The following is an 18,085-nucleotide window of genomic DNA, read 5'->3' as shown; positions in this document are numbered from 1 at the left end:
CCGAAAAGCGGGTTTCGGACATGCGACCGCAAAGACCCAGGTCCCGCCAATGGAGAGGACTGACATGAAGGCGATACTTCGAAATGCAACGCTCGCCGCCGCTGTCCTTGGCAGCGCCGGCATGGCCTCGGCAGATTCGATCCCAGGCATGCGTGGGCACGATCATACCGGCATCACGGTTCCCGACATGAAGCAGGCGGTCGACTTCTTCACGGAAGTGGTCGGCTGCAAGAAGGCGATGTCGTTCGGCCCGTTCGCCGACGACAAGGGCACCTTCATGCAGGATCTGCTGGGCGTCGATCCCAAGGCTGTCATCGAGCAGGTCACCATGGTTCGTTGCGGCTATGGATCGAATATCGAGCTGTTCAAATACACCGCGCCCGACCAGAAGGATTTGACGCCAAAGAACAGCGACATTGGCGGCTTCCACATCGCCCTCTATGTCGACGACGTCGCCGCCGCGAAGGCCTATCTCGACGGCAAGGGCGTCAAGACGCGCATGGGGCCTTTGCCGGTCAAGGAAGGGCCGGCCGCCGGCCAGACCATTCTCTATTTCCAGGCGCCCTGGGGACTGCAACTGGAAGCCATCAGCTATCCCGACGGCATGGCCTATGAGAAGGGTGCCGAGACGGTGCTGTGGAGCCCGAAAAACCCGGAAAAGTGACATCAGGCGCGCGCTTGCGGGACGACACGCAAGCGCGCTGCCCGATGTCCGGATAATGATTTCGACATAAAACTTTAAGCTTGAAATATCCAGCCGCCGGCGCGATACTCGACGATGCAGCAAGCGAAGAGGAGATCGCAGACATGAAGGTTGCGGTTCTCGGCGGCGGACCAGCCGGCCTCTACTTTGCCATTTCGATGAAGCTGAGGGACGCGGCGCATGATGTGACGGTGTTCGAGCGCAACCGCGCCGACGACACGTTCGGCTGGGGCGTCGTGCTGTCGGCCGAAACGCTCGAGAATCTCGCTAAAAATGATCCGGTCAGCGCCGTCTGGATCAAGAAGCATTTTGCCTATTGGGATGACATCGCCGTCATCCATGACGGCGTGCGCACGGTCTCGTCAGGCCACGGCTTCTGCGGCATCGGCCGCAAGCGGCTGCTGGTCCTGCTGCAGCGCCGTGCTCGCGAGCTCGGCGTCAAGCTGATGTTCGAGACCGATATCGCCGACCCCAAGCCCTATATGGAAACGCATGATCTGGTCGTCGCCGCCGATGGCCTGAACTCCCGGGCGCGCAACACCTTCGTCGATGTCTTCAAACCCGACATCGACACCCGCAAATGCAAGTTCGTCTGGCTCGGCACGAACCAGAAATTCGACGACGCCTTCACCTTCATCTTCGAGAAGACCGAGCATGGCTGGGTGTGGGCGCATGCCTACCAGTTCGACAGCGAGACCGCGACCTTCATCGTCGAGTGCAGCGAACAAACCTGGGCTGCCTTCGGCTTCGGCGCGATGTCGCAGCAGGAATCCATCGCCGTCTGCGAGCGCATCTTCGAAAAACATCTCGGCGGCCATGCGCTGATGACCAATGCCAACCACATCAGGGGTTCGGCCTGGATCAACTTCCCGCGTGTGCTGTGCGAGCGCTGGTCGTACAAGAATTTGGCGCTGATGGGCGACGCGGCGGCATCGGCGCATTTCTCGATCGGGTCCGGCACCAAGCTGGCACTGGAAAGCGCGGTGGCGCTGGCCGAGTATGTCGAGACCGAGCCGGATCTCGAAGCCGCCTTCCGTAGATATGAGGATGCGCGCCGCACCGAGGTGCTGAAGCTGCAATCGGCGGCGCGCAATTCGCTCGAATGGTTCGAGGAGGTCGAGCGTTATCTCGGGCTCGATCCGGTGCAGTTCAACTATTCGCTGCTGACCCGTTCGCAGCGCATCAGCCACGAGAATCTGCGGCTGCGCGATGCCGAATGGCTGGGTGGTGCGGAGGAGTGGTTCCAGCGCCAGGCGGGCGCCGGCGGCAACAGGCTGCGCCGGGCGCCGATGTTCGCGCCATTCAAGTTGCGTGACCTCAGGCTCAACAACCGCGTCGTCGTCTCGCCGATGGCGCAATACAAGGCCGTCGACGGCTGCCCGACCGACTGGCACTTCACCCACTATGCCGAGCGCGCCAAGGGCGGCGCCGGGCTCATCTATATCGAGATGACCTGCGTCAGCCCCGAAGGGCGCATCACACCGGGCTGTCCAGGCTTCTACGCGCCTGAGCACGAGGTGGCGTGGAAGCGGCTGGTCGATTTCGTCCACGCCGAGACCGAGGCGAAGATCTGCGCGCAGATCGGACACTCCGGCGCCAAGGGCTCGACCCGGCTTGGCTGGGAAGGCACGGACGTGCCGCTCGCATCCGGCAACTGGCCCATCATGGCGGCATCGGCGGTCGCGTGGTCGCCGCAGAACCAGGTGCCGAAGGCGATGGACCGCGCCGACATGGATTTGGTGCGCGACCAGTTCGTGGCCTCGGCCGAGATGGCCGACCGCTGCGGCTTCGACATGCTGGAGATCCATGCCGCACATGGCTATCTCCTGTCGTCCTTCATCACGCCGGTCACCAACCGGCGCACGGATGACTATGGCGGTTCGCTGGACAATCGCATGCGCTATCCGCTCGAAATCTTCCGCGCGGTGCGCGCCGCCTGGCCGGCAGGCAAGCCGATCTCGATGCGCATTTCGGCCAATGACTGGGTCGGCATCGAAGGCGTCACACCGGCCGACGCGGTCGAGATTGCAAAGCTGTTGCATGAGGCCGGCGTCGACATCTGCGACGTCTCGGCAGGGCAAACTTCGGCGCTGGCCAAGCCGGTCTATGGCCGCATGTTCCAGACGCCGTTTTCCGACCGCATCCGCAACGAGGTCGGCATGGCGACGATGGCGGTCGGCAACATCTATGAGCCGGACCATGTCAATTCGATCCTGATGGCCGGCCGCGCCGATCTGGTGGCGCTGGCGCGGCCGCATCTGGCCGACCCCTACTGGACGCTGCATGCCGCCGTCACACTCGGCGACCGTGGCGTGAAGTGGCCGGATCCGTATCTGCCCGGGCGCGACCAACTCTACCGGCTGGCTGAGCGCGACGCTGCGGCGGGGCTGAAAGTATGACGGCCGCCACAACGATCTCCGGCAAGCATGCGCTGGTCACCGGCGGCGGCTCCGGAGTCGGCCGGGCCATCGCGCTGGCGCTGGCGGGCGCGGGTATCGACGTGACCATCTGTGGTCGCCGCGAGGCTGAGCTTGCCAAGATGACCGGCGAAAGCGACCGCATCTTCGCCATTGCCGCCGATGTCACCAATGAGGCGGCGATGGCCTCGCTTTACCAGACGGCGGAAGCCGCGCGCGGCCCCTTCGACATCATCGTCGCCAATGCCGGCACGGCCGGCAGCACGCCGGCGCACAAGACCACGCTTGCCGACTGGCAGCGGACGCTCGACGTCAATTTGACCGGCGCCTTCCTGACGGTAAAGCCGGCGCTGGCCGGCATGGCCGCGCGGAAATCGGGGCGGATCGTGTTCATCGCCTCGACGGCCGGGCTGAAAGGCTACGCTTACGTGGCGCCTTACGTCGCTGCCAAGCACGGCGTCGTCGGCCTGATGCGGGCTCTTGCCGCCGAGACGGCGAAATCCGGCGTCACCGTCAACGCGGTGTGCCCGGGGTTTGTGGAAACCGACATGCTGGAAGAGTCCATCCAGCGCATCATCGAAAAGACCGGCCGCTCGGCCGGAGAGGCGCGAACAAGCCTCGCCTCGACCAACCCGCAGGGCCGCTTTATCCAGCCGCAGGAAGTTGCCGCCGCCGTGCTGTGGCTGTGCGGCGATGCGGCAGCATCGATCACCGGACAGGCAATCTCGATCTCAGGAGGCGAAACATGGTAGCCGGCCCCCTGCCCGCGCCGTCAGGACCCGGCAAGGACCGCTTGCGTCTGTGGATCAGGCTGCTGCGCGCCTCGCGCACCATCGAAGCCGAACTGCGCGAGCGCTTGAAGAAAGAATTCGATACGACGCTGCCGCGCTTCGACGTGATGGCGGCCCTCTACCGCGTGCCGGAAGGCATGCTGATGAGCGACCTGTCGCGCTTCCTGCTGGTCTCCAACGGCAATGTCACCGGCATTGTCGACCGGCTGGTGTCGGAGGGATTGGTCGCCCGCGCGCGCCGCAATGGCGACCGCCGCACGTCCATGGTGCGGCTGACCGAGGAAGGCACCAAGTCCTTTGCCACCATTGCCGCGGCGCATGAGGGCTGGATCGGCGAATTGCTGGGCAAGGTGAGCGAAGAGGATGCCCGCCGGCTGACCGGCATGCTGACCTCGTTCCGCAGCAACTGGGAGGGACGCGAATGACCGCGATGGCCAACCTCAAGCCGAAGCATTTCCTGTGGGAGGTCGAAGGCCGGATCGCCAAGGTCCGGCTCGACCGGCCGGAGCGCAAGAACCCGCTGACCTTCGACAGCTATGCTGAACTCCGCGACACATTCCGCGACCTCGTCTATGCCGACGATGTCGACGCCGTGGTGTTCCTGTCCAATGGCGGCAATTTCTGCTCCGGCGGCGATGTCCACGACATTATCGGCCCGCTGGTCAAGATGGACATGAAGCAGCTTCTGGCCTTCACCCGCATGACCGGCGATTTCGTCAAGGCGATGCTGAATTGCGGCAAGCCGATCATTGCGGCGGTCGACGGTGTCGCGGTCGGCGCCGGCGCCATCATCGCCATGAGCTCCGACATCCGCATCGCCACGCCGGAAGCCAAGACCGCCTTCCTGTTCACCCGCGTGGGCCTCGCCGGCTGCGACATGGGCGCCTGCGCGATCCTGCCGCGCATCATCGGCCAGGGCCGCGCCGCCGAACTGCTCTACACCGGCCGCACCATGACGGCTGCCGAAGGCGAGCGCTGGGGTTTCTACAACCGGCTGGTCGATGCGGCGGCGCTCGAGGCCGACGCGCTCGACATGGCGGCGCGCATCGTCTCCGGTCCGACCTTCGCCCACGGCATCACCAAGACGCAGCTCAACCAGGAATGGTCGATGGGTCTCGACCAGGCGATCGAGGCGGAAGCGCAGGCGCAAGCGATCTGCATGCAGACGCGCGATTTCGAGCGCGCCTACAAGGCGTTCGTGGCCAAGGAAAAGCCGGTGTTCGAGGGCAATTGATGGCTGACAAGAGTTTCCTCAACTGGCCGTTCTTCGAAGACCGTCATCGCGAACTGGCCGAGGACCTGGAGGCATGGTGCGCACGCAACCTGCCGGTCGATCACCACGATGTCGATAGTGCTTGCCGTGAGCTGGTGGCGAAGCTTGGCCGGGACGGCTGGCTGAAGCCGACGGCGCTCGACACCGACAATCCGGCAGCGCTCGATGTGCGCACTCTGTGCATCACGCGCGAGACGCTCGCGCGCCATGACGGGCTCGCCGACTTCGCCTTCGCCATGCAAGGGCTCGGCACCGGCGCGCTCAGCCTGTTCGGCACACCGGAGCAGCAGCAATGGCTGGCAAGGACGCGCGCCGGCAAAGCGATTTCGGCTTTTGCCCTGTCGGAGCCGCGCTCGGGATCGGATGTCGCCAACACCGAAATGACGGCGACCCGTGACGGCGACAGCTATGTTCTCACCGGCGAAAAGACCTGGATCTCCAATGGCGGCATCGCCGATCTTTATATCGTCTTTGCTCGCACCGGCGAGGCACCGGGGGCCAAGGGGCTTTCCGCCTTTGTCGTGCCTGGTGACGTCAAGGGCCTTGGCATTGCCGAGCGCCTCGAAGTGATCGCGCCGCATCCGCTGGCGCGGCTTTCCTTCGACCAGGTCCGCCTGCCTGCTTCGGCCCTGGTCGGCAAGCCCGGAGACGGATTTCGTATCGCCATGTCGGTGCTCGACGTATTCCGCTCGACCGTCGGGGCGGCAGCGCTCGGCTTCGCCCGCCGCGCGCTGGACGAAAGCATTAGCAGAGTGGCCGAGCGCAAGCTGTTCGGCGCGCCGATGGGAGAGTTGCAGATGGTGCAGGGCCATATCGCCGACATGGCGCTCGACGTCGATGCGGCGGCGCTGCTGGTCTACCGCGCAGCCTGGACCAAGGACATGGGCGCCGCCCGCGTCACCCGAGAGGCGGCGATGGCCAAGCTGTTCGCCACCGACAAGGCGCAAGAGGTGATCGACAAGGCCGTGCAACTGCATGGCGGCGACGGCGTCCGCAAAGGCCATATCGTCGAGAGACTGTATCGCGAGATCCGCGCGCTGCGCATCTATGAGGGCGCTTCCGACGTGCAGAAGGTGGTCATCGCGGGGCAAGTGATGGGCGCTGCCTGATGGTGAAAATTTGACGGGCATTCGATTTTGAGACTTTGGTTTTTGGGAATACCGGGAGGCTAGAAATGCACGAGATTCTACAGCCGGAAGGCTGGGCCAAGCCGGTCGGCTACGCCAATGGCGTGGCGGCGCGTGGGCGGCTCATCTTCGTCGGCGGACAGGTCGGCTGGAACGGGCAGTGCCAGTTCGAAACCGACGACTTTGTCGGTCAGGTCCGGCAGACGCTCGAGAACATCGTGGCGGTGCTGGCCGAGGCCGGCGCCACACCGCAGCACATCACCTCGATGACCTGGTATTTCACCGACAAGGCCGAGTACCTCGCCAATCTCAGGGGGATCGGCGAGGCCTATCGCGAAGTGATCGGCCGACATTTTCCGGCAATGGCCGCCATGCAGGTGGTGGCATTGGTCGAGGACCGCGCCAAGGTGGAGATCCAGGCCACCGCCGTCATTCCAGACGAACTCGTTCGTCCGGAATAAAGAATTCGTTGCTCGCGGAATAATTTATGCGCGCAGGCCTGCTTGCTTCAAAATCGGCAGCACGCGGTCGCAGAAATAGGGCAACTCCCTGGTGTAATTGACGAAGGACAGCGCGATGCCCTGATAGCCGTGCCCGGCAATGGCGGCCATGTCGGCGGCGATGGTTTCCGGCGTTCCGATCAGCGGATAGGTGCCGGCACCGCCGGCGAAGCGCTGGCGGTAGCGGTCATAGGCATGCGGGTCGTGCGACTGCGAGAATTCCTTCTTGCCGGCCATGTGGGCATCGACCGCGTCGTGGTCGGCCATATCGACGGCATAGCGGGTGTAGTAAGCCTGCGCCTCTTCCATCGTCGGGCGGCAGACGACATGCGCCACGGTGTAGACACCGACGTCCCGGCCGACCTTGTCGGCGCGCTCGCGGATGTCGGCGACATGCTTGCCGGCATCGCTCATCTCGGAAAAGGTGGTGAACAGGTAATCACACCGGGCGGCGGCGAAATCGCGGCCCGGCCCGCCGAACGCGGCGTTCATGGTCACCGGTCGCGGGATCTGCAGGCTGGCCGGCCGGCTGACGGCCTCCTTAAGGCGATAATAGGTGCCTTCATAGTCGAGAGGCTCGGCCGACGCATAAAGCTTTTCGAGGATTTCGATCCATTCAGCCGCCTGGTCATAACCCTTCTCAACGAGCGGCGTGCCGAACATACCGAATTCCTTCGGGTTCCAGCCGCAGACGATGTTGAGGCCGGCTCGGCCCTGGCTGATGTGGTCGACCGTCGCCAGCGCCTTGGCGGCATAGAGCGGATGCACCAGCGGCACGTGCACGGTCATGAACAGGCCGATCTGTTCGGTGGCCACGGCAAGAGCCGCCGCCCAGGTGAAGGTTTCGAACGACCATTCGCGCACCTTGTTGCGGCCGCCAAAGCCTCGCCAGCGGGCGATCGGCAGCATGAACTCCAGCCCGGCGCGGTCGGCGATTTGCGCCGCCGTCAGATTGTCCTGCCAGCTTGCCGTCCAGCGCTCCGGCACATCGGTGATGGCAAGCCCGCCATCGGCGTTGGTCGAAAAGACCCCGAGTTTCAGTTTGTTGGAGCCGTGCAAGGGATGTGGTTTGTTCATGTCGCGACCTCCCGGCGAAGATCGCACGCTACGGCTCCACGAAAATATTTCAAGCATGAAATAGCTTCGCCTTGCGATGGTTTGCCGATATGAATTCGGCGGAATGAGAAAGGGATGGGCATGAGCGAATTCCGCCAGAAATGCATCGGCAAGGCAAACCTCGTCGGTTCCTTCGCCGCCATTCCGCATCCCGTCGCGGTTGAAGTGATGGCGCAGGCCGGCCTCGATTTCCTCTGCATCGACTGGGAGCATGCCCAGATTTCGCGCGACATGATCGAGACCATGGTGCGCGCGGCCGACGTCCATCGCGTGCCGGCGATGGTGCGCGTTCCCGGCCATGCGCCGGAAGCCATCCAGGCGGCTTTGGACAGCGGCGCGCAAGGCGTGCTGGTGCCGCGCGTCTCGACCGCCGCCCAGGCGGCGATGGCGGTGAAAGCCTCGCGCTATCCGCCGCTCGGCGAGCGCGGCGTCGGACCCGGCCGGGCCGCCGGCTACGGCTATCGCATTCCCGAATATCTTGCCGGTGCCAACGACAGAACCGTCGTCGCGGTCCAGGTCGAGACATCTGAGGGGCTCGCCAACATCGACGCGATCGCGGGTGTCGACGGCGTCGATTTGATCTTCGTCGGCCCCGGCGACCTTTCGGTGTCGATCGATGCGATCGGACCGCAAGGCGCCGACAAGCTCAATACGGCGATCCGGACGATCATCGGCGCGACGATCGCACATGGAAAAACTGCCGGCATATTTTGCGCCAGCCCACAGACTGTCAGCCGCTGGGCAGCCATCGGCGCGAATTTCTTCGTGCTGGCCAGCGACACGATGTTTCTTGGCGCCGGCGCCGCGGCCAACGCCGCCGCCGCGCGCGAGGAATTGGCATAGACGACCAGGCAAAAAGCGTATCGCGAGAGCAACAGGCCGGCCAAGCTTTTTAAGCTTAAAACTTTCGCCTTGAAAAGCGTCCCACTTTGGATAAGCATTCAAAATCGATGGCGACTGCCGTGCCGGAGGGGGTTGCCGGCCAGTCCATCGTGGTGTTCGGGTGGGAGGGGTTCAGTCCTTGACGTTCATGCTGCCCCAGTCGTCGTCCAGCGCGCGCTGTGCTTTCGATGGCGTGCGCGGCCAGATCCGCGACCTGCACACCGAAAACATTGCCACCGCGCACATCGTTGCGCCCATGAATTGACGCCCCGCTGGGAGGTGGGACGGCAAGAAACCGTGCGGGGCCAGCCCCGTCCGATCAACAACCAGAGGGAATACCCCAGAGGGAACTCCAATGAAGCTCAACCGCCGTAATCTCATGCTTCTTGCCGCTGCCATCGGCATCGCCGCCGGCCCTGCCACGGCTCACGCCGCCGATGTGCTCAATGTCGGCGCCTACCCGACCAATCCGCCCTTCGAATACAAGAACGAGAGCGGCACTTTCGAGGGCTTTGAAGTCGACATCGTCAACGAAGCGGCCAAGCGCATCGGCATGACCACCGACATCGCCGATCTTGGCTTCCAGGCGCTGTTCGCCGCCACCACGTCGAAGCGCATCGACGTCGCCATCTCGTCGATCACCATCACGGCGGAGCGGCTGAAGTCGCAGTCCTTCACCCAGCCCTATTATGATTCCGACATGGGCATCGCCACCAAGACCGACAGCGCTGTTAACACCGAGGCCGACCTCAAAGGCAAGATCGTCGGCGTGCTGTCCGGCTCGACCGGCGAGACCTGGGTCAAGGCACATCAGGAAGCCGACGGCTTCAGCGACGTGAAGGGTTATGACACGCAGCAGAACCTGCTGCTCGACCTCAGCGCCGGCCGCGTCGATGCCGCTGTCAGCGACATTCCGGGCATGGAATATTCCTTCACCAAGATGAAGGATTTGAAGGTCAAGGAGCGCATCAAGACCGGCGAACAGTACGGGCTGATGATGACCAAGGACCATCCGCTGCTCGGCAAGCTCAACGACGCGCTGACCGCGATGAAGAAGGACGGCACGCTGGCCGCGATCCACAAGAAGTGGTTCGGCAGTGACGCGCCGGCCGATTCCTCGACGGTGAAGGAAATGCCGCTGCCGAAGGCCTGAGTGGCGATGCACTGAAATCGTGCCGGCTTTTCCAGGCCGGCACGATTCATTTCGCGCTCCAGCGCCTGCTGCCGCACAGACCGCCTCACCGTAGGCGACGTCGTTTGGTTTTAATTTGAGCACCCTTTGCTCTGGCGTCGCGGGACACAAAACAGTTCGGGAACGCTCCCATGTCGCTGATCGACACCTTCTTCAATCCCGATGTCATCATGTCCAGCCTGCCGGCGCTGCTGCGCGGTTTCCTGAACACGCTGCTGCTCGGCATACTGAGCATCGGCATCGGCATTCCCATCGGCCTGGGGATCAGCCTGGTGCGGCTCTATGCGCCGAAGCCGCTGCGCTGGCTGGCGGTCGGCTATACCGACATTTTTCGCGCCCTGCCGGTGCTGGTCGTGCTGATCCTGATCTATTACGCGCTGCCTTTCCTCGGCATCCGCCTGTCGTCCTGGGCGTCCGCGGTGACGGCGTTTGCCTTCATCATGTCGGCCTATTCGGCGGAAGTGTTCCGTTCCGGCATAGAGAGCATTCCGAAAGGCCAGTTCGAGGCGTCGCAGGCGCTTGGCCTGCCGTTCCTTTTGACCTTGCGCAAGGTGGTGCTGCCACAGGCGATCCGTGTGGTCATCCCGCCGATGACCAGCAACTGCGTCTCCATGTTCAAGGACACCTCGCTCGCCTCGACCGTGGCGCTGCCGGAACTCTTGAAGGAGGCGACCAACGCGCAGTCGCTCTACGCCAACCCCTCGCCGCTGATCGGCGCGGCGCTGGTCTATCTCATCTTCCTCTGGCCGATGGTCCGCCTCGTCAGCCTGCTTGAAGACCGCTTCAAGACCGAGAAGACGCGCTGACCTCGCCAACCAATCCACTCGCCCAAGTCCTTTGTAGGAGCCTACCCCGTGAACAAGCATCAACCCGACACAGCGAACGCCTCGGCGTTCCCCGTCGACACCATCCGCGCCATGTTTCCCGCCCTGCAGCGGGCCGGCGATTTTATCTTCTTGGACAATGCCGCCGGCGCGCAGATCCCGCAGAGCGTGCTCGACGCGGTGACCAACCATCTGGTTTCGCACAATGTGCAGCGCGGCGGCCGCTATGGCCGCAGCGTCACCGTCGACCAGTCGGTCGCTGATGCCCGGACAAGCGTGGCACTGCTGATCAACGCTTATAGTCCGGCGGAAATCTGCTTCGGCATGAACGCCACCTCGTTCATCCGCCTGGTCAGCCTCGGCATTGGCCAGATGCTTGCCAGAGATTCACAGGGGGAGCGCGACGAGATCGTCATCACCGACATGGACCATGACGCCAACATCGCGACATGGCTGGCGCTTGAATCCGCCGGCGCCAAATTCAAGTGGTGGCGCATGCGCGAGGACGGCAATCTGCATGTGGATGATCTCCGCCCGCTAGTGTCCGATCGCACCCGTCTTGTGGCCTGCACGGTGACGGCACACTCGATCGGCTCGATCGTCGATGTCGCTTCGGTGGCAGAGATCGCGCACGCGGCTGGCGCGGAAGTGTTTCTCGACTGCGTGCATTACGGGCCGCACGGGCTGATCGACGTGCAGGCATGGGATTGCGACTACCTTGTCTGCTCCGGCTACAAGAATTTCTCGCCGCATATGGGCTTCCTCTGGGGGCGCTTCGAGACGCTGAAGCGGCTGCCGACTTTTCGCGAGGATTTCATTCCGGACGAACCGCCCTACAAGGTCGAGGCCGGCACCTTCATCTATGAGAACGTGTCGGGCATGGATGCCGCCGTGCAGTATCTGGAACTGATTGGCCGCAATCTGGCGCCCTCCAACAACCGCTCGCGGCGCGAAAACATCGTCGCCGGCATGGGCGCCATCCGCGACTATGAACTGCTACTGGCGCGCGAGATGCTTGGCGTGCTGAAAGGTTGCGGCGCGACCATCTATGGCGTTGCCGACGAGGCGCGCATCAACGAGCGCGTGCCGACCTTCTGCTTCAACATCGGCAAGCTCTCACCGCAGCGCATCGTCGAGGAAATGGCCGAGATGCAGATCGGCATCCGCGACGGCCATATGTACGCGCCGCGGCTGATGAAGCGCCTCAACCTGTCGATGGACAGCGGCGCCATCCGCGCCTCGCTGGTGCATTACAACACGGTCGAGGAAATCCACCGCTTCGGCGAGGCGCTGCGGGCGATTATCGCCAAACTGTCGTGACATGACTGGTCTTGGCGACGCCGATGATGAGAGCATGAACGGGGCGACATCTCTTGTTGTCCTCAGCGAACCCACGGCAGAGGACATTGTCGCCCTGGAAGATGGCCTTTATGGCTTCAACGTCGCTGCGACCGGCGTCGATGATGGCCGCTATTTGTCGATCTTCCTGAAGACGAATGACGGGACGATCTACGCAGGTCTGCACGGGCACAGTTGGGCGGGCGTATGCGAAATCAAGACGCTGTGGATCGCCGACAGCGAGCGCGGCAAAGGCCTCGGCTCACGCCTCCTTGCAGCCGCAGAACGGGAGGCTCGGCGGCGCGGGTGCCATGTCATCCATCTCGCGTCCTTCACCTTCCAGGCGCCGGACTTCTATGAAAAGCATGGATTTCAGCGGCTGGTGCAACTCGAGGACTTTCCGCGCGGCCACGCCAATGTCCTGCTCGCAAAAACGCTGATGCCTGAGGCGCCGGTCTAGAGCGTTTCACCGTTTCATGGAAACGGCGAACCGCTCCAACTCTTTGTTTTGACGCAATTCCCAAGGGAAAGCGCTACGCGCTTTTCCCGGGAAAACCGCTCACACTTTTCCTGGAATTGCTCTTGCTTGCCCTCGCCAGAAGGCAGCGACGTCCCGAGTCAGGCCGCCGCCTTCTTCTTGGCCAGTCTCGCCTTGATCGAGGCGACGTCGGCGCGCGGTGTCGCGGCGAACAATGTCCTGGTGTAGCTGTGCTTGGGATCTGAAAAGACCTCTTCGCGCGAGCCATATTCGACCGCCTCGCCGAAATACATCACCATCACATCGTCGGCGATGTAGCGCACCACGGACAGATCGTGGCTGATGAAGACATAGGTCAGCTGGAATTCGTCCTGCAGGTCGGCGAGCAGGTTGAGCACCTGCGCCTGAACTGACAGATCGAGAGCCGAGACCGGCTCGTCCAGCACCAGCAGGCTCGGGTTCAACATCAGCGCGCGGGCGATGGCGATGCGCTGGCGTTGGCCGCCCGAGAACATATGCGGGTAGCGATTGTAATGCTCCGGTCCGAGGCCGACCTTCTTCAGCATCTTCATGGCGAGATCGCGCCGTTCCTCGGCCGACTTGTCGGTGTTGATCAAAAGCGGCTCGCCGAGAACGTCGCCGATCTTCTGGCGTGGGTTCAGCGACCCGTAGGGGTTCTGGAAGACGATCTGCACCTTGCGGCGCATCTCCTTGGAGAGCGCATTTTTAGCGATGTCGACCTTGTTGCCGTCGATGAACAATTCACCCGAAGTCGCCGGATCGATCAGCGTGATGATACGCGCGAGCGTGGACTTGCCGCAGCCCGATTCGCCGACGATGGCCAGCGTCTTGCCCTTCTCGACACTGAAGGACACGCCCTTCACCGCATGCACGGTGCGCGCGCCGCGGAACAGCCCGCCGCCGACATGGTAGTCGCGCTTGATGTCCTTGCCTTCGACAACAATGGTCATGCGCTGGCTCCGGAAGGCGCCGGCTCGAACAGCATGTCGGAGACGGTCGGCAGCCTGTCGCCGACGGCATTTTCGGGCAGCGCCGAAAGCAGCGCGCGCGTGTAGTTGCTCTTCGGCGATTCGAACAGCGACAGCACGTCGGCCTCTTCCATCTTGCGGCCCTTGTACTGGACGATGACGCGGTCGGCGGTCTCCGCCACCACGCCCATATTGTGGGTGATCATGATCAGGCCCATGCCGTATTTGGCCTGCAGCGAGACCAGCAGGTCGAGGATCTGCTTCTGGATGGTGACGTCCAATGCGGTCGTCGGCTCGTCGGCGATCAGGAGCTTCGGATTGCAGGCAATGGCGATGGCGATCATGACGCGCTGGCACTGGCCGCCCGACATCTGATGCGGGAACGAGTTCAGCCGTTCCGCCGGTTCGGCAATACCGACCTGCTGCAGAAGCTCGATGGCGCGCGCCCGGCGCTGGGCCTTGTCCATGCCCATGTGGAAGCGCAGCACTTCCTCGATCTGGAAGCCGACTGTGAAGCAGGGATTGAGGCTGGCCATCGGCTCCTGGAAGATCATCGACATGTCCTTGCCGACGATCTTGCGCCGCTCGGCAGGGCCCAGTTTCAGGAGATCGCGCCCGCCAAAGCTCATCTTGTCGGCGGTGACCTTGGCCGTCCACGGCAACAGGCCCATCACGGCCAGCATCGACACCGACTTGCCGGAGCCGGATTCGCCAACGATGGCGAGCACCTCGCGTTCGTCGACATGGAGCGAGACGCCATCGACGGCGCGGAACGGACCGGCCGCGGTCTGGAATTCGACGGCGAGGTTCTGGATGTCGAGCAACGCCATCATGACCTCCTGAGCTTGGGATCGAGCGCGTCGCGCAGGCCGTCGCCGACAAGGTTGATGGCGAGCACGGTGATCAGGATGGCAAGGCCGGGGAAGGTGACGACCCACCAGGCGCGCAGGATGAATTCGCGCGCCGAGGCGAGCATGGTTCCCCATTCGGGCGTCGGCGGCTGGGCGCCGAGACCAAGGAAACCGAGCGCTGCCGCTTCAAGAATGGCGTTGGAGAACGACAAGGTCGCCTGGACGATCAGCGGCGCCAGGCAATTGGGCAAGATGGTGCGAAGCATCAGCCTGATATGGCCGGCGCCGGCGACCTTGGCGGCGACGACATATTCACGGCTATTCTCCGCCATGACGGCGGCGCGCACCAGCCGGGCGAAATGCGGCTGCAGGACGAGCGCGATGGCCAGCATCGCATTGAACAGGCCAGGGCCGAGGATGGTGACCATCACCAGCGCCAGCAACAGCGACGGGAAGGCCAGGATGAGGTCCATGACGCGCATGATCGCCACGTCGACCCAGCCGCGGAAATAGCCGGCCAGCAGGCCGAGCGTGATGCCGCCGGTGAGCGCCAGCGTGACCACGACCGCGCCGATCAGCAGCGAGAAGCGCGCGCCGTAGAGCAGGCGCGAGAGGATGTCGCGCCCGACAGGATCGGTGCCGAGCAGATATCGTGTCGAGCCGCCGTCCTGCCAGGCCGGAGGCCGCAGGAATGCGGTCTTGTCCTGGATGTCGGGTGCATAGGGAGCCAACAGAGGGGCAAACAGCGCCGCCAATACCAGCAGGATGAAGACGAACAGGCCGATGACGGCGCCGCGGTTCACCGAGAAATAATACCAAAAGGTCCTGAGACCGGTGAGGCGATCCGCGCTGCCGGCAGCCATCGGGGCGATTTCGGTCGACTGGCTCATCACGCCGCCCTTATGCGTGGGTTGATAACGGCATAGAGTACATCGACGATCAGGTTCACGGCCATGACGATAAGGGCGATCAAGAGCAGGCCAGACTGCACGACAACATAGTCGCGCTTGGATATGGATTCGACCATCCACCTGCCGATGCCCGGCCAAGAGAAGATCGTTTCGGTAAGGATAGCGCCGGCAAGCAGCGTGCTGACCTGCAGGCCGATGGTGGTGACCACCGGGATGAGTGCATTGCGCAGAGCATGCACACCGATGACTCTGGCCGACGAAAGCCCTTTGGCTCGGGCAGTCCGCACATAGTCTTCGCCCAGCACCTCGAGCATGGCGGAGCGCGTCTGGCGCGCTATCACAGCCAGCGGAATGGTGCCGAGCACAATTGTCGGCAGCACCAGATGGCGCAATACCGAGCGAAATGCATCCCATTTGCCGTAGAGCAAGGTGTCGATGGTCATGAAGCCGGTGATCGGCTTGAAGAAGTACTGCAGGTCGATGCGGCCGTTAACCGGCGTCCAGCCGAGATAGCCGGAGAAGAAGATGATCAGCAGCAGGCCCCACCAGAAGATCGGCATGGAATAGCCGACGAGCGCCGTGCCCATCAGCGACTGGTCGAACCACGAGCCACGCTTGATTGCCGCGAAGATGCCGGCCGGAATGCCGAGCACCATGGCGAAAATCATGGCGAAGAATGACAGTTCCAGCGTCGCCGGGAAGAGCGTCTTGAACTCTTCGAGCACCGGGCGTTTGGACGAAATCGAGACGCCGAAATCGCCAGTCACGACCTCCCCGACATAGCGTGCATATTGCTGCCAGATCGGCAGGTTGTAGCCGAACTGCTCCTTGAGCTCTTCGTAGCGCGCCGGCGCCACGCCGTGTTCGCCGGCCATGGCAAGGATAGGATCGCCGGGCAGCAGCCTGACGAAGGCGAAGGCGCAGATCGTGATGCCGACAAGCGTCGGGATCAAAAGTGCAATTCGGTGGAGGATATATTTGAGCATGATGTAGGGGGGCGGCGCTTCATTGCGCCGCCCCGCTCTATAGTCTTATTCGGCCTTGTCAACGCCGTCGAAGCGGTGAATGCCGAGCGGGTCCATCATGAAACCGCTGACATTCTTGCGCACGACTGCGTAGACTTGGCTATGCGCCAGCAGGAAGGCCGGAGCCTGCTTCTGGAAGACGACCTGCGCCTCTCCATAGAGCTTGGCGCGCTCGGCCTGGTCGCTGGTCTTCTTGGCCTTCTGGATCAGGTCTTCGAAGTCCTTGTCGCACCAGCTCGAGTAGTTCGACACGCCGATGGCGGAGCAGGCGAACAGGGTGGCGAAGAAGTTGTCCGGATCGCCATTGTCGCCGGTCCAGCCGATCTGGAAGGCGCCTGGACGGTCCTTCTTCTTGCCTTCCGAGCGATACTTGGTCCACTCGTAGTTGACGATCTCGGCCTTGACGCCGACCTTGGCCCAGTCGGCCTGGATCAGTTCGGCGGCGCGCTGGAAGTTCGGGTTGTAGGGACGAACGCGATCGGAAGCCCAGAGCTGGATTTCCGTGAGCCCGGCAGCGGCCAACACCTTCTTGGCTGCATCCGGATCGTAGGCGTCGGACTTCACATCCTTGTTCCACGACCACATGGTCGGCGGGATCAGGTTTTCCGCGGGCGTTGCGCCGGCATCCTGGAACAGCGACTTGATCAGCGATTCCCGGTCGATCGCCTGGTTGAGTGCATGGCGCACCTCAGGCTTGTCGAGCGGCGGGATGGTGGTGTTGTAGCTCATATAGCCGATGTTCAGGCCGGCCTGATCCATCAGGGTCACGTCCTTGTTGGCCTTGATGGTGGCGATGTCGGCCGGGTTCGGATAGGGCGCGATGTCGCATTCGCCGGCAAGCACCTTCTGGATGCGGGCGGTCGCGTCAGGCGTGATGGCGAAGACGAGATCGTCGATCTTCTCCTTGCCCTTGAAGTAGTCGGGGTTGGCCGCGTAGCGAATGACCGAATCCAGCTGGTAGTCGACGAACTGGAACGGACCCGTGCCGATCGGCTTGGTGGAGAAATCGGCCATCTTGCCGTCCTTCGCCAGCTGGTCGGCATATTCCTTCGACACGATCGAGGCGAAATCCATGCCGAGGTTGGCCAGCATCGGCGCGTTCGGCTCGGTCAGAGTCAGCTTGACCGTCAGGTCGTCGACCTTTTCCCACTTGGCGACGTATTTCGGCATGTCCATGCCGGTGTAGTAGTCCCAGGTCAGGTTGGGCAGATACTTGTCGCTGTTCCAGGGGTTTTCCTTGTTGAACTGGCGATCGAAGGAGAAGACGACGTCGTCGGCGTTGAGGTCGCGCGTCGGCTTGAAATAGTCGGTGGTCTGGAACTTCACGCCCGGATGCAGGTGGAACGTGTAGACCAGGCCGTCGTCGGAAATTTCCCACTTGTCGGCGAGGCCGGGCTCGACCTCGGTGCCGCCATGCTTGAATTCGACAAGACGCGAATAGACGGTACGCGACGAGGCATCGAAATCATTGCCGCCGGTCGTGGTACCCGGATCAAAATTGGCAGGCGACGCTTCCGAGCAATAGACAAGCGTCTTTGCATTGGCCATGCCGCCCAGGACGCTTGCGGCCAGCAACGCGGCCGCAAAAGCGAGTTTCTTTTTCATTGAGCACTCCCTGATGTTCTTCCAAGCCCCTCTATCAGGCTCGCGAAGCGCGCATATAAGCAC

The 18,085-nt window shown here is 63.0% G+C and carries 19 protein-coding genes; 13 read left to right on the top strand and 6 right to left on the bottom strand.

All coding sequences use genetic code 11. The annotated features are described in order from the left end of the window. The first annotated feature begins 64 nt into the window (after positions 1-64). The 7 genes from AC1D05_RS12735 (at position 65) to AC1D05_RS12705 (ending at position 6,772) form a co-directional block, all read left to right on the top strand. Complete coding sequence (locus tag AC1D05_RS12735; RefSeq protein WP_477441056.1) at positions 65-664, top strand: VOC family protein; 600 nt, start codon at positions 65-67, stop codon at positions 662-664. Positions 665-807: 143 nt separating this feature from the next. Further along, complete coding sequence (locus AC1D05_RS12730; RefSeq protein WP_477441055.1) at positions 808-3,102, top strand: bifunctional salicylyl-CoA 5-hydroxylase/oxidoreductase; 2,295 nt, start codon at positions 808-810, stop codon at positions 3,100-3,102. Beyond that, complete coding sequence (locus AC1D05_RS12725; RefSeq protein WP_477441054.1) at positions 3,099-3,872, top strand: SDR family NAD(P)-dependent oxidoreductase; 774 nt, start codon at positions 3,099-3,101, stop codon at positions 3,870-3,872. The genes AC1D05_RS12730 and AC1D05_RS12725 overlap by 4 nt, the downstream gene beginning before the upstream one ends. Then, positions 3,866-4,336 (top strand): MarR family winged helix-turn-helix transcriptional regulator, encoded by a 471-nt coding sequence (locus tag AC1D05_RS12720; RefSeq protein ID WP_010913223.1) that lies wholly within the window; start codon positions 3,866-3,868, stop codon positions 4,334-4,336. The genes AC1D05_RS12725 and AC1D05_RS12720 overlap by 7 nt, the downstream gene beginning before the upstream one ends. After that, positions 4,333-5,145 carry an enoyl-CoA hydratase family protein gene (locus AC1D05_RS12715; RefSeq protein WP_096453202.1) on the top strand — a complete coding sequence of 271 codons (813 nt, stop codon included), beginning with the start codon at positions 4,333-4,335 and terminating at the stop codon, positions 5,143-5,145. The genes AC1D05_RS12720 and AC1D05_RS12715 overlap by 4 nt, the downstream gene beginning before the upstream one ends. Beyond that, positions 5,145-6,293, top strand: a complete 1,149-nt coding sequence (locus AC1D05_RS12710) for an acyl-CoA dehydrogenase family protein (RefSeq protein WP_477441053.1) — start codon at positions 5,145-5,147, stop codon at positions 6,291-6,293. The genes AC1D05_RS12715 and AC1D05_RS12710 overlap by 1 nt, the downstream gene beginning before the upstream one ends. 65 nt (positions 6,294-6,358) lie before the next feature. Continuing rightward, the gene (locus AC1D05_RS12705) at positions 6,359-6,772 is read left to right on the top strand and encodes a RidA family protein (RefSeq protein WP_477441052.1); all 414 of its coding nucleotides are present in this window, start codon (positions 6,359-6,361) and stop codon (positions 6,770-6,772) included. Positions 6,773-6,796: 24 nt separating this feature from the next. Here AC1D05_RS12705 and AC1D05_RS12700 read toward each other — a convergent pair whose 3' ends face one another. Beyond that, positions 6,797-7,888 (bottom strand): LLM class flavin-dependent oxidoreductase, encoded by a 1,092-nt coding sequence (locus AC1D05_RS12700; RefSeq protein WP_477441051.1) that lies wholly within the window; start codon positions 7,886-7,888, stop codon positions 6,797-6,799. Between the two features lie 120 nt (positions 7,889-8,008). Here AC1D05_RS12700 and AC1D05_RS12695 point away from each other — a divergent pair, with 120 nt between their 5' ends. From AC1D05_RS12695 to AC1D05_RS12670, 6 genes are all read left to right on the top strand, one after another. Continuing rightward, positions 8,009-8,770 carry an HpcH/HpaI aldolase family protein gene (locus tag AC1D05_RS12695; RefSeq protein ID WP_477441050.1) on the top strand — a complete coding sequence of 254 codons (762 nt, stop codon included), beginning with the start codon at positions 8,009-8,011 and terminating at the stop codon, positions 8,768-8,770. Between the two features lie 178 nt (positions 8,771-8,948). Next, positions 8,949-9,074: a hypothetical protein gene (locus AC1D05_RS12690; protein WP_477441049.1), complete on the top strand. Its 126-nt coding sequence runs from the start codon at positions 8,949-8,951 to the stop codon at positions 9,072-9,074. Between the two features lie 90 nt (positions 9,075-9,164). After that, on the top strand, positions 9,165-9,962 hold the full coding sequence (locus AC1D05_RS12685; protein WP_477441048.1) for an ABC transporter substrate-binding protein: 798 nt from the start codon (positions 9,165-9,167) through the stop codon (positions 9,960-9,962). A 170-nt stretch (positions 9,963-10,132) separates the two neighbouring features. Further along, the gene (locus AC1D05_RS12680) at positions 10,133-10,807 is read left to right on the top strand and encodes an amino acid ABC transporter permease (RefSeq protein ID WP_027032891.1); all 675 of its coding nucleotides are present in this window, start codon (positions 10,133-10,135) and stop codon (positions 10,805-10,807) included. Positions 10,808-10,855: 48 nt separating this feature from the next. After that, the gene (locus tag AC1D05_RS12675; protein WP_477441047.1) at positions 10,856-12,145 is read left to right on the top strand and encodes a cysteine desulfurase-like protein; all 1,290 of its coding nucleotides are present in this window, start codon (positions 10,856-10,858) and stop codon (positions 12,143-12,145) included. Positions 12,146-12,179: 34 nt separating this feature from the next. Further along, positions 12,180-12,623, top strand: a complete 444-nt coding sequence (locus AC1D05_RS12670) for a GNAT family N-acetyltransferase (protein WP_477441046.1) — start codon at positions 12,180-12,182, stop codon at positions 12,621-12,623. A gap of 158 nt (positions 12,624-12,781) precedes the next feature. Here the strand turns inward: AC1D05_RS12670 and AC1D05_RS12665 are convergent, their stop codons facing one another. From AC1D05_RS12665 to AC1D05_RS12645, 5 genes are read right to left on the bottom strand one after another with little or no spacing between them, the layout of a single operon-like run. Further along, positions 12,782-13,612 (bottom strand): dipeptide ABC transporter ATP-binding protein, encoded by an 831-nt coding sequence (locus AC1D05_RS12665; protein WP_477441045.1) that lies wholly within the window; start codon positions 13,610-13,612, stop codon positions 12,782-12,784. Continuing rightward, entirely contained in the window at positions 13,609-14,460 is an 852-nt protein-coding gene (locus AC1D05_RS12660; RefSeq protein WP_477441194.1) for an ABC transporter ATP-binding protein, read from the bottom strand. Before AC1D05_RS12660 ends, AC1D05_RS12665 begins: the two co-directional genes overlap by 4 nt. Beyond that, on the bottom strand, positions 14,460-15,371 hold the full coding sequence (locus AC1D05_RS12655; protein ID WP_477441044.1) for an ABC transporter permease subunit: 912 nt from the start codon (positions 15,369-15,371) through the stop codon (positions 14,460-14,462). The genes AC1D05_RS12660 and AC1D05_RS12655 overlap by 1 nt, the downstream gene beginning before the upstream one ends. Then, positions 15,371-16,378 (bottom strand): ABC transporter permease subunit, encoded by a 1,008-nt coding sequence (locus AC1D05_RS12650; RefSeq protein WP_027043625.1) that lies wholly within the window; start codon positions 16,376-16,378, stop codon positions 15,371-15,373. Before AC1D05_RS12650 ends, AC1D05_RS12655 begins: the two co-directional genes overlap by 1 nt. Before the next feature lie 45 nt (positions 16,379-16,423). Beyond that, positions 16,424-18,022, bottom strand: coding sequence for an ABC transporter substrate-binding protein (locus tag AC1D05_RS12645; protein WP_477441043.1), 1,599 nt, complete (start codon positions 18,020-18,022; stop codon positions 16,424-16,426). Between the last annotated feature and the right edge of the window lie 63 nt (positions 18,023-18,085).

Source organism: Mesorhizobium sp. P2_E9 (genome assembly GCF_056403815.1).
The sequence above is the reverse complement of the archived record's forward strand: the minus strand, read 5'-3'. Positions and strand labels throughout refer to the sequence as shown.

Bases quoted from the DNA above. Each gene is read 5' to 3' on its own strand.
- AC1D05_RS12735 (WP_477441056.1), top strand. From the start codon at position 65: ATGAAGGCGATACTTCGAAATGCAACGCTCGCCGCCGCTGTCCTTGGC.
- AC1D05_RS12730 (WP_477441055.1), top strand. From the start codon at position 808: ATGAAGGTTGCGGTTCTCGGCGGCGGACCAGCCGGCCTCTACTTTGCC.
- AC1D05_RS12725 (WP_477441054.1), top strand. From the start codon at position 3,099: ATGACGGCCGCCACAACGATCTCCGGCAAGCATGCGCTGGTCACCGGC.
- AC1D05_RS12720 (WP_010913223.1), top strand. From the start codon at position 3,866: ATGGTAGCCGGCCCCCTGCCCGCGCCGTCAGGACCCGGCAAGGACCGC.
- AC1D05_RS12715 (WP_096453202.1), top strand. From the start codon at position 4,333: ATGACCGCGATGGCCAACCTCAAGCCGAAGCATTTCCTGTGGGAGGTC.
- AC1D05_RS12710 (WP_477441053.1), top strand. From the start codon at position 5,145: ATGGCTGACAAGAGTTTCCTCAACTGGCCGTTCTTCGAAGACCGTCAT.
- AC1D05_RS12705 (WP_477441052.1), top strand. From the start codon at position 6,359: ATGCACGAGATTCTACAGCCGGAAGGCTGGGCCAAGCCGGTCGGCTAC.
- AC1D05_RS12700 (WP_477441051.1), bottom strand. From the start codon at position 7,888: ATGAACAAACCACATCCCTTGCACGGCTCCAACAAACTGAAACTCGGG.
- AC1D05_RS12695 (WP_477441050.1), top strand. From the start codon at position 8,009: ATGAGCGAATTCCGCCAGAAATGCATCGGCAAGGCAAACCTCGTCGGT.
- AC1D05_RS12685 (WP_477441048.1), top strand. From the start codon at position 9,165: ATGAAGCTCAACCGCCGTAATCTCATGCTTCTTGCCGCTGCCATCGGC.
- AC1D05_RS12680 (WP_027032891.1), top strand. From the start codon at position 10,133: ATGTCGCTGATCGACACCTTCTTCAATCCCGATGTCATCATGTCCAGC.
- AC1D05_RS12670 (WP_477441046.1), top strand. From the start codon at position 12,180: ATGAACGGGGCGACATCTCTTGTTGTCCTCAGCGAACCCACGGCAGAG.
- AC1D05_RS12665 (WP_477441045.1), bottom strand. From the start codon at position 13,612: ATGACCATTGTTGTCGAAGGCAAGGACATCAAGCGCGACTACCATGTC.
- AC1D05_RS12660 (WP_477441194.1), bottom strand. From the start codon at position 14,460: ATGGCGTTGCTCGACATCCAGAACCTCGCCGTCGAATTCCAGACCGCG.
- AC1D05_RS12655 (WP_477441044.1), bottom strand. From the start codon at position 15,371: ATGAGCCAGTCGACCGAAATCGCCCCGATGGCTGCCGGCAGCGCGGAT.
- AC1D05_RS12650 (WP_027043625.1), bottom strand. From the start codon at position 16,378: ATGCTCAAATATATCCTCCACCGAATTGCACTTTTGATCCCGACGCTT.
- AC1D05_RS12645 (WP_477441043.1), bottom strand. From the start codon at position 18,022: ATGAAAAAGAAACTCGCTTTTGCGGCCGCGTTGCTGGCCGCAAGCGTC.